Genomic DNA, 10,940 nt, shown 5'->3' on the forward strand with positions numbered 1-10,940 from the left:
GGGATTTTCGCTCAGTTTTTTCTCTTATCAAAAGTGTCGAAAACCGGATACCGCTTAGAGATAAGTACCTTTTCAGTTATAATTACGAGTCTTCTTTCAATTTCGGTACATGAACTGCTTGCGTGTAAACATGCTTTAAGCGATCACCAATAGCCTCCCAACTGTAATTGGTTTCGACGCGCGTTCTGGCAGTTCGCGCAAGTCTTTCCCGCAAATGCTCGTCATTGAGCAAATGAACCACGTTTTCAGCAAAGTCGGTGGGTGTGTCAGCGACGAGCAATTCCTTGCCAATGTCTGCCTCCAACCCCATTGCACCCACAGGAGTTGTAACGACAGGCACGCCCATTGCCATCGCCTCTAAATTTTTGGTTTGTATGCCCGACCCAGCCCGTAAAGGCGCAACAAAGACTGACGCTTTTTCAAAATAGGGACGGACATCCGGTACATAGCCTGTAACAACGACACCATCCTGTGCCTCAAGCCGCTTTACCGGATCCGATGGATGATTGCCTACTATGTAAAACTCCGCCTGCGGATGCTGTTCTCGAATGCGCGGGAATATCTCATTGCAGAAATAGATCGCGGCATCTGCGTTAGGAAAATAGTTCATTGTCCCCGTAAAGAGCAGCGACGGCGCGGATTGAACTGTAGACTTTGGTTGAAAATAGTCAAGATCAACCCCCATCGGGACTATCGACAAATTGAGATTGTTATCTTGTTTCAAGAGATAGTCACGATCGAAGCGGGCAACAACGGTGCCACAGTCAAAAGCCTTCATAATATCGACTTCGTAACGCCGCACCCGATTTTCCTCCAATTTTACCAAAAAACGTTTTGGAGTGCAATCTAATTTAATTTTCGCGAGCCAAGGATTGCTTTCAAGTTCCGCCCGTCGGCTGAGATTCAATGCCAACGAATCACACAAGTCTAAGACTTTGACAGGTCCCTGTACCGCTGCCACGTATTGTCCCATCCGAAATAGGTGTGCGTGAATCAACTCGAAATCCTCTTGTTCGAGGAGTTCGTCAATCTTCCGTTGCATCTGTGGCGCGTACCAATAATGCAGCTGAAGCGGACGACGCGATAAGCAGTGGAACCCTGTATTCATAAGGGCGAAAGAACGGTGGAAACGCACCCACTCTACACGTTCACAAAAAGGTTCTAAATGCTTCGCTGATTCAATATCGCTCTCAGATTCAGCAAAATAAACGACGGTTACGGCATGTTCTTCCGAAAGCTGCTTGATAAAGTTGTATGACCGGATCCGATCGCCTCGATGCGGTGGATACGGACACCGGAGGCTTAAAAATAAAATCTTCATTAACGTAATTCTTCGTCGGGCATCTCTGCTTCATCAATAAGCATGACTGGAATGCCTTCGCGGATTGGGTAGCGACGCTTACACGCACCGACACACACCAGTTTCTGTGCTACTTCATCATGTCTTATCTCGCCTTTACATGCCGGACATGCGAGGATATCAAGTAACGTTTTTGAGAGCGTATATGCGTTTTCCGAATTCAAAGCGATTCTCCTTACGTACCAATTGAATGCCTCTGAAGGCTCCATAGTGCAGTATTATTAAGCACCATGGCATCTCTTGTATTTCTTACCACTTCCGCAAGGGCACGGAGCATTTCTGCCAACCTTAGGCATGTTTCCCATTGCCTGTTGTGAAGCAAATTCAGCATCACCAGGAGCTGCGGCTGCACGCCTACCTTGAGGACTCCTCTGCTGTGGTCTACGCTGTCTTCCAGCTCGCTGACTGGGGGCGCGGCGTGGTGCTTCAGTATTAACACGAGATTTGAAGATAAACTCACTGACCTGTTCCTCAATTTGTTGATACATACTCTCAAAAACAGCGAGTGCCTCGTTTTTGAAAACGACAATCGGATCTTTACCCCCGTATCCTGCACCAAATCGAATACCTTCCTCAATATAGTCGATGTTATGGAGATGTTCCTTCCAATGATCATCAATCCTGTCCAAAAGGAGCAAGCGTTCAAGGACGCGCATCATCTCCGGACCCATTTCGGCTTCACGCGCCGCATAAGCGGCACGCAGCATTTCCAAAGTCTGTTCCTGAATTTCTTCTGGGTCTGCCTGTGCCAAGGGTGCTTTCCAAGTTGGCTCGATGGGGAATGTGCTCGTCAACCACTGCTCGAATCTGTCGGGGGTCTCAAGCGGATCTCCTACTTTTTCTCCCATGTTATCCTCGATTCCATCTCTAACGACTCTATCAATCATCCCCCAAATCGTAGTTTTAAGGGATGCAGGAACCTTGGCATCCTTGTCAGCGAGTGCTGCAAGCCCACCCTCCTCTACTGTGCTTTCGTATTCCGATAATTCTGCTACATCTGTAGCGGAAGTCAAGACGGTATCGCGTAAGGTATAGATAGTGTCACGCTGTGTATCCATAACATCGTCAAACTTGAGGAGGTTTTTGCGGACTTCAAAAAACATCTGTTCAACGCGAGTCTGTGCTTTCTCAATAGATTTCGTAACCCACGGATGTTCTAAGGGAACATCTTCATCCATCCCAACGCGTGTCATCAATCCTTGCAAGCGTTCAGATCCGAATTTCCGCATCAATTCATCTTCAAGAGAGAGATAGAATCGGGATGAACCCGGATCTCCTTGTCTACCGGAACGACCGCGAAGCTGATTGTCGATACGTCGGGACTCATGACGTTCCGTGCCGACGATATGAAGTCCACCAGCGGCTAATACACTCTTTTTGTTTTCTTCGCAAATCGCTTCCGCTTCCGCAAGTGCTGCCTGAAATTCCTCAGACTCCGGGGACAGTGCTTCTGTCTTCGCTTTCTGCTTCCGCAGCGTTTCCATTGCCATACCTTCCGGATTACCGCCGAGAAGAATGTCCACACCCCTACCTGCCATATTTGTTGCGATTGTTACAGCACCGGGGGAACCTGCTTGTGCGATGATATCGGCTTCGCGGGCGTGCTCCTTGGCATTCAAAATCTGATGTCGGATTTTTCGATGTTTGGTTCTGAGCATTTTACTCAGTTTCTCAGAGTTTTCAATCGAAATGGTACCGACGAGTACCGGACGACCCTTTTCGTGCTGTTCGACAATATCCTCTAAGACAGCGTTATATTTTGCGTCCTCAGTCCTATAAATCTGGTCAGCATGATCAGCCCGGATCATAGGTTCGTTAGTTGGGATAACAGAGACCTCTAATCCGTAGATATGCGCGAATTCGTTCGCTTCGGTAGCAGCAGTACCCGTCATACCCGCGAGTTTATCGTATAAGCGGAAGTAGTTTTGGTAGGTAATCTTGGCACCAGTTTCACTTTCCTCCACGACCTTAACGCGTTCCTTCGCCTCAATTGCTTGATGGAGCCCTTCACTGAGCCGTCTACCGATCTGTTTTCGTCCTGTGAATTCGTCAACGAGAAGCACTTCACCGTTTTCGACAAGATAATCGACATCACGTTTATAGAGTTGGTGCGCAGTGAGAGCCTGATTGACGTGATGCACCATAGCGATGTTGGTGTGTTCATAGAGGTTACCTACGCCAAGACGACGCTCGACCTCCTCAACGCCTTCGTCGGTCAGCGTTACACTGCCTCTCGATTTTCCCTGTTGGTCGATTTGAAAATGTTCGCCTTCCCGAAGTTGTGCAACGACGCTGTTAATTTGCCTGTAAAGTTCTGGCGGTTTACCGGAAGGTTCTGAGATGATGAGCGGTGTACGCGATTCATCAATGAGGATGCTGTCAACTTCGTCAAGGATGGCATAGACATGTCCTCGTTGGGTTTTATCTTCAACTGAGAGTGCTTTGTTGTCCCAGAGGTAATCGAACCCAAATTCGCTGTGAACGCCATAAGTGATGTCTGCCTTGTATCCAAGCCTTTTCTGTTCGCGGGGCATTAAGCTAAGTGTTAAACCAACCGAGAGTCCGAGAAAGTTATAAATCTTTCCCATCCATTCCGCATCACGGCGTGCGAGATAGTCATTGACGGTGGCGAGATGTACACCCTTTCCGGTCAGTGCATTCAGATAAACGGCGAGGGTTGAGGTGAGCGTTTTGCCTTCACCGGTGCGCATCTCAGCAATGCTTCCTTGATGGAGCGCAACACCTCCCATGATTTGGACATCATAGTGCCGTTGCTTTAGCGTTCGTACCGCCGCTTCACGAACGACAGCGAAGGCCTCTGGTAAGAGATCATCGAGTGAAGTGCCAGCATCTAACTGTCGACGAAATTCAGGTGTTTTGGATTGCAGTTGTGCATCGGTGAACTTTTTGATTTCTGGTTCGCGTTGGTTGACGGCTTCAACGATGTCGCGAAATTTTTTGACATCTCGGTCTTCTTTACTACCGAAGACTTTGGTTATCACTTTTTGGAACATAATTGCTATCCTATTGAGGCTCCTACTGTGGCACGCTGTGCCAGTAAAGGTGCGAAATTTTATCAGTTCGCTGTTTCTATGGGTTCTGCGTCAGGTGGTACTAACAAATTCTGTCCATCGAGTTTCTTTCTCACAATCGTATAAACTATCGTGTTGCCAGCGGAGGCGATTGAAAACAGGTACGCAATAATCAGTCCGGCACTCATGAGCAGCGTAATCGTCAGAAGAGTTGCGGTCACTGGTGTTGTAACTGTCGCTATTCCTGTTAACGTCGGCATTTGTGTGTTCGTTCCAATATCAAAGACACCAAAATTATTGATATAGGGCAGTGTTGCTAATTTTTCCACAGCCCCACCGAGCCATAAGTTCGCATAGCCCATGAATTGCTGCAGCGTTTCAGTGTGGAGGAAGTGCATCGGGAGCATCACGATCGAAAAGCCAGCAAGGCAAAAGAGTGCCCAGATAGGAACGAAAATGAGTTTGATAAGAAACAACATCGCTTCATAACACACTAACAGCCAAGGTTTGTTCCAAACGATTGCGAATTGCTGATAAATTGTTTCAAAGGCATCGGCACCTGTTGTGGCAACGACAGCTGGCACAAAGAGTAAACTAACACCGAAAACGATTACTATTAACGCCATCAGCACTCCGAGGAAAAAACCGATCGGCATAAGCAGCGAGGTGAGTGCAAGGAACGGTTTTCCGACTGCTGGCAGCTTTCCGATTCCCGCAATACAGAGAGGTATCAACGCGAGAAATATCTGGATGAGAAGTAGACCGATGAACGCACCCAAAACGGATTTCCAATGCCCTTTGAGAAAAGTTACGGCATCGCCGACCGAAAAGAAGAAATCCCCACGAAGTTGTTCAATGGTAATTTTGGAAACCACGGTGCTTGCCAAGAAGAAGATGCATGCAAGACTGACGACTCCTATCCACATAGCGACTTCAGTTATCTGCTCGAGTCCCGCGTCCCTGAACGGAGGGACGGGTAAAAGTCCGTATTTGTTCCAAAAATCCTGTGCGGCAGTGCCACCTACAGTGAAAAGGCTGAGATACACCAAAATTTCATAAATCAGATAAGCGAGTACGAGTCCAATAAGATGAACAGCGATCTTCCGTCCGCTGAATCCGTAACCGATAACTTGGAAAATATCCCTGAAGTCAAAGTAACGCTTTTCCATGAAGGGTTTCTTCTGCTTTTCTGCTTGTTCTTGTGTATTAATGATACTACAATTTGCGGTATTCTGTCAAGTGTTTATTTGGTTGTTAGTCATCAACCATCAGCAGTCAGCAAGAGTCAGGAATTGGAGTTCCCTTCTATCATTGATGGTCAGCGGAGACTACTTTGGCGGTGACGGGGAAGGTTAGTGTTCGTTGGTTTGGGAAGTGGACAGTAAGTAGCAATGAAAAGACACCTCTGTCTTTCAGAGGACCGAGTTGGACTGTAACGAGAGAGGTATCTGTCCCTAAATTAGGTGTTATCTCCCATGTCAGTGCTTCATGCCCCGATGGCAGAAGGCGGATGTCCGATGTGTCGAGGGGAGCATTCACAATGAGATTGATGGTCTTTTGATGCATCGTTTCGGGGAGGATATCCCCAAACTCACAAACATCAGGGTCGAGCATCGCGAATCGTTTCGCAGTGGCGATAATTGTCAAATAGACAATCGGGGTTTTAGGGCTGTCTGTGAAAATACCAGCGGTTACCGAGGTTTTATCAGGGGGCAGGAGTTCTGGGTTGAGGACTATTTGGAATGTGCTTCCTTCATCCGGTTGGATAACATCCGGCCCTGTGATTTCAGCGTAACTGCACCCCGTTTGAATCCTATGGATGTGGAGTGTGGTTTCACCGATATTTCGTGCTGTCAGCGATTGTGTTACAGGACCTTTCCATTCTGGGAGCGTTCCGAAGTGAATCTGTTGCTTTGCAAGGACTAACTCCGCCGGAGATTCATCCCGATTGTTAACGAGAACAACAATAAGTCCGGAAATCAACAGTATGGGAATGATGATCGTTGTGATGATTGTGCGTCTGGACATGGTTTGGATAAAAGGTTGAATTCCACTGTCATTTTAACTGAAGTTCTCGGAGCTTCCGACTTACGTTTTGTATAATAACATCACTCAATTTAAAAATGCAAACTTGTTTTTTCGCTTGACTTTGCAGGTTCTGTGTGCTATTCTAATGAGGGTTTGGGACAAAGATGTATGACGGGTTGAGTCGGAAAAGACGAAGTACCATTAAGATGCCAATGTGGTTACAGTCCTTCAAACCGCCACTTGTGTAAACTGATAAAGGAGATATTTAGTGATTGAAAAGAGATCTGCCTTTGTGCTGCCGTTGATGCTTTTATTCTTCTATACCTCCGCTGTTTCAACAGTAGAAACCCCGAAGTATTATCCGATTGACGTAGGAAATCGGTCGGTGTTGGAGACCGAGGATGGAACTGAAAGGATTACTTACACGGTTGAAGCTGCTGAAGAACGTTTTGAAGATAAAGAGATCATACTTCTAAAAAGAAAAGCGGAAACGTCAGGGACAGACGAAACCACCGGTGAAGTATACTTTGTGCATCTTGACGACGACGGCGTAAAATTGCATAAAGTTGTTGCAGAACTCGGTTCAGTGTTCGGTACAGCAACAGCCGTATTATCGCCCCCTGTTTTGTTTCTTCCAGCATCATTAGCACTGGGCGATTCGTGGGAGTTTATGTTGGAATCGGAGGTTATACTCACAGGACCGGTTTCAGTCCTCAGTGTCTACGAAGTTGTTGCTGTAGAAGATGTGGTAACACCCGCGGGGACATTTGAGAACTGCCTTAAAATTAAACTTGATTCAAGAACCGTCTCCACGTTGTCGGTAAGCCGTTCTACCTCTTACCAATGGATGGCACCGAATATTGGAATTGTTAGGGTTGAGACCGATCAGGAGATTGTCTTTAATTTAGTAAGTTCCAATCTAATCACGGATACGTCCATTTACGATGTAACGGGTGATGGCGTTGTTAACATATTAGATCTCGTCTTTGTCGCGTCTCTCTTTGGAGAGGTGAATGCAGATGCGGATGTGAACGTCGACGGTGTCGTTAATATTTTGGATTTGACACTAATTGCGCAGAATTTCAGCGATTAACCTAAAATTCATCGGAAATCGCTAATAGGGGCGTTGGTCCCATCGGGATCGACCCACCCTTCAACATAGTGAACCTTTCCGCTTAAGGGGAGGTATCCTTCACACACCGAAACCCGCGGAAGACGCTCGTGTAGTGCTGCGGTCCCCAGTCTCGATAAGCAACTCGTAGGAATAACCCGTTATCGGTCCAGCAGCCACCCCTTAAAACGCGATTCTTCTTTTTGATGGCTTTGAAACTCTTGATAACTTCTTCGCGCGTGCCATTTGAAAATGGGTTTTTACGTGCGGATGTTGCATAGAAATCAGGATCATATTCATCAAGGCACCACTCGGAGACATTCCCAGCCATATCGTATAAACCGTAGCCATTGGGTGGGTACTGTCCGACAGCGATCGGGGCGTTGAAATGCCGTGCGTGGTTTGCGCGAGTTGCATCATAAGTATCACCCCACGGATACGCTTTCCCGATAAGTCCACCGCGCGCTGCTTTCTCCCATTCCGCTTCTGTTGGTAACCGTTTCCCTGTCCATTGTGCATAAGCCACCGCTGCATACCAACTCACATAAACGACTGGATGATCAGCCTTGCCATCGGGATAGGCGTTACCATTCCAAAGTCGGAGGTATACACCGTCGTGGAACCTTTCTGCAATATTTCCTTTCTGCCATTCGGGATTTGCCTCGACGAACGCCTTGTATTGAGCATTTGTGACCTCGTAAACATCCATATAGAAAGCATCGACATAGACGGTATGCACTGGACGTTCATTGTTTTTCCCGGTGTGGCTCCCCATTTCAAACTCGCCCGCAGGTATTAGCACCATACCATCGGGGATATCATCGGCAGACGGAATGTGTTGTGTGCCACAGACCCACAAAATGGTAAAGATTAGGAGGCACACGATTCCTTTTTGAGTCAGTATGTAAAACGTGGGTTTGATAAATAAAAGCATATTTTTGTATAAACGTGAGTTTGATAAAAGTGAGATGTTGGGTCTCGCTTAGATAGGACTTACGCAGTCTGCTCATTTGTAGCACAAACTTTCCAGTTTGTGTCAGAAGAATCTGTGTTTTTGGGAAAGTTCCCATCTCACAGGACGTGCTACGGCTACAATTGCGTAAGTCCTGTTAGACTTACAACCCGCAACTTAGGTTATAATTTTGTTAATTTCCCTTATTATCTCAATTATTAAATATAAGGCTATATCTAACTAATATTATACAATATTTTTTGGGAAAAGAAAAGAAAAGAAAATTCTGTGCTGTGTGCGATTTTTAGGAGGTCTCCGTTCAACTGAAAGGTAATCCCCAAGCAAAAACACCTACGGGAACTCCAAAGCACTTTGTAGCGTCCCCTGTTAGGTTGTGCATAGGTCTTTCGCACCATCAGTCTCACCTTCCACCGCCTCTGCTATGAAATATGTATCTGAGAGGTCTCGCAAAAAGTCGCCTCAATCGCAAAGTGTTAGATAAAGTCATTATTATTTTGTTATTTTATATGAAAAATATGACTTAATCCAACACTCGTATAAAACCTTATAATAATTGACTTTATCGCACTTTTAATTTGATTAATACCGAAATTTGTGATACCATATACATTAACAAATGTGAAACTTCTGACACAACGGTCCACGCACAACTTCACAAAACCGACCACCATGCCAAACGGACACATTGATATCAACATTGACAAAGCGATTTCCGCCTCGACCAGAACAGGTATCTCCCAAGACAGAGGTGCGTGTTGCCCCGTCGCGTCGTCCGTAGAGACTACTAACAATCCGTTAGGCTGCCCCCCCCCACTTTACAAATATAAAGTATTATTCTTCAGAATACCGTATCCGCAGTTATCATTGTTCTCGATGCTTCGCGCCCGCGCTGCCTTCGTCTCACACGGAGTGTCTCGTCGCGGGCTATTTTTCGTGTCGCACGAGACACCCAAACACCAATTCGATTGCTAAAACGACAAGGAGATCTAAAAATGAAAGGATTCATATTTAAGGAACAGACCATGCTCATGAAATATTGTAAAATCTTTTGTATATATTCCGCACTCTTGATAGTGATGGGTGGCATTTGGGTTGACGTTGGCATTGCGCAATCGGACTGGATGCCGGATGCGAACTTACGGGCAGCAGTGCTAACCGACCTTAAGGGATACGGGATAGTAGGTTCAACCGCTACGACCTTTACAAAAGAGAATCTGGCGGACTCGAGATACATACAGATGACGCTTTATGGAGAAGAGATAACAGACCTTACCGGATTGAAATATGCAACCTCTGCAGAGACGTTGTATCTCGATAACAATAAGCTCAGTAATATCTCAGCACTGTCAGGACTAACCTCCCTAACACGGTTGGAGCTCGAAAATAATGAGATCAGTGATATCTCAGCGTTGTCAAAGCTAACCTCCCTAACACGGTTGGGTCTCGAAAATAATGAGATCAGTGATATCTCAGCACTGTCAGGACTAACCTCCCTAACACGGTTGGAGCTCCATAATAATGAGATCAGTGATATCTCAGTGTTGTCAAAGCTAACCTCCCTAACATGGTTGGATCTCCAGAACAATGAGATCAGTGATATCTCAGCGTTGTCAAAGCTAACCTCCTTAATACGCTTGTTTCTCGAGAAGAATAAGATTAGTAAGCTCGATGCGTTAGTGGGCTTAACTAATTTAACAAATTTGTGGGTCCAGCGTAATCGAATTACGGATATTAATGAGTTCAAAAAGTTGTCAACCCTAACCAATCTCGATGACTTCCGTCTCGCCCCTGGTCCCTCGATATCTCTTGCTGTCCTCAACAACGATGATACACTGCGGAGTTACCTGTGGATACGACCCTCCGCGATCGATCCCGATCGGGCGGTTACCTCCGAAGATTACTCGGGATATCCGCCCCCCGAGACGTTTCCCTTCACCATCAGATTCTCTGAACCCGTCTATGGTTTTGAAATGGAGGATGTCATCATAGAGACAGAACTTCATACCGGCACTGGCATTGCCACTTTAGAAGCGTTGACACCCACAACAGAACCCGAACAGACCTATACCGCAACGATTCTACTGCCCGCCAATGCCGCCGGAACCGTGAGACTCATCGTGCGTGCGGGGGCGGCAGAGACCGACAGCGGGCGGATAGATCCGGTTGTAGATAGAATTTTCCCATGGATTGCGTTTTCAACCCTCCCAGTCCCAGTAAGGAAGGTTATTATACAGCAATGCCCTGTTGGGTGGGTGAGATCCGACAGATTTGGTGGACGCACACAGCGAGCACTTCTCTATGAAGTCAACTTGGAAATGGATTTACACAACCGTGTCTCTATCTACAAACCTAACTATGTTGCCATCTATGTCCATCCAGATGAAGCACTTGAGAACTTGGAGGGATGGAAACTACAGGTCGCAGTCCCCTATAATC

The 10,940-nt window shown here is 46.5% G+C and carries 8 protein-coding genes; 2 read left to right on the forward strand and 6 right to left on the reverse strand.

The window, feature by feature from the left end:
* Positions 1 to 82 precede the first annotated feature (82 nt).
* The 5 genes from OXH39_15170 to OXH39_15190 form a co-directional block, all read right to left on the reverse strand.
* Entirely contained in the window at positions 83 to 1,321 is a 1,239-nt protein-coding gene (locus OXH39_15170) for a TIGR03087 family PEP-CTERM/XrtA system glycosyltransferase (GenBank protein MCY3551801.1), read from the reverse strand.
* Entirely contained in the window at positions 1,321 to 1,524 is a 204-nt protein-coding gene (locus OXH39_15175) for a Trm112 family protein (protein ID MCY3551802.1), read from the reverse strand. Before OXH39_15175 ends, OXH39_15170 begins: the two co-directional genes overlap by 1 nt.
* Before the next feature lie 57 nt (positions 1,525 to 1,581).
* Positions 1,582 to 4,374, reverse strand: a complete 2,793-nt coding sequence (gene secA / locus OXH39_15180) for a preprotein translocase subunit SecA (protein ID MCY3551803.1) — start codon at positions 4,372 to 4,374, stop codon at positions 1,582 to 1,584.
* Positions 4,375 to 4,436: 62 nt separating this feature from the next.
* On the reverse strand, positions 4,437 to 5,561 hold the full coding sequence (locus OXH39_15185) for a hypothetical protein (protein ID MCY3551804.1): 1,125 nt from the start codon (positions 5,559 to 5,561) through the stop codon (positions 4,437 to 4,439).
* Between the two features lie 139 nt (positions 5,562 to 5,700).
* Positions 5,701 to 6,420: a DUF1573 domain-containing protein gene (locus tag OXH39_15190; protein ID MCY3551805.1), complete on the reverse strand. Its 720-nt coding sequence runs from the start codon at positions 6,418 to 6,420 to the stop codon at positions 5,701 to 5,703.
* A 268-nt stretch (positions 6,421 to 6,688) separates the two neighbouring features.
* Here OXH39_15190 and OXH39_15195 point away from each other — a divergent pair, with 268 nt between their 5' ends.
* Positions 6,689 to 7,513, forward strand: coding sequence for a hypothetical protein (locus OXH39_15195; protein MCY3551806.1), 825 nt, complete (start codon positions 6,689 to 6,691; stop codon positions 7,511 to 7,513).
* A gap of 82 nt (positions 7,514 to 7,595) precedes the next feature.
* Here OXH39_15195 and OXH39_15200 read toward each other — a convergent pair whose 3' ends face one another.
* A complete protein-coding gene (locus OXH39_15200) occupies positions 7,596 to 8,414 on the reverse strand; it encodes a formylglycine-generating enzyme family protein (protein ID MCY3551807.1) in 819 nt (272 codons plus the stop codon).
* A gap of 1,082 nt (positions 8,415 to 9,496) precedes the next feature.
* On the opposite strand from OXH39_15200, the gene OXH39_15205 reads away from it, so the two are divergent.
* A partial coding sequence (locus OXH39_15205; GenBank protein ID MCY3551808.1) for a leucine-rich repeat domain-containing protein occupies positions 9,497 to 10,940 on the forward strand: 1,444 nt, incomplete at its 3' end.

The organism is Candidatus Poribacteria bacterium (assembly GCA_026702755.1).
Lineage (GTDB): Bacteria > Poribacteria > WGA-4E > WGA-4E > WGA-3G > WGA-3G.

Coding starts and splice junctions, on each gene's coding strand:
- OXH39_15170 (MCY3551801.1), bottom strand. CDS start 1,321: ATGAAGATTTTATTTTTAAGCCTCCGGTGTCCGTATCCACCGCATCGA.
- secA (MCY3551803.1), bottom strand. CDS start 4,374: ATGTTCCAAAAAGTGATAACCAAAGTCTTCGGTAGTAAAGAAGACCGA.
- OXH39_15185 (MCY3551804.1), bottom strand. CDS start 5,561: ATGGAAAAGCGTTACTTTGACTTCAGGGATATTTTCCAAGTTATCGGT.
- OXH39_15190 (MCY3551805.1), bottom strand. CDS start 6,420: ATGTCCAGACGCACAATCATCACAACGATCATCATTCCCATACTGTTG.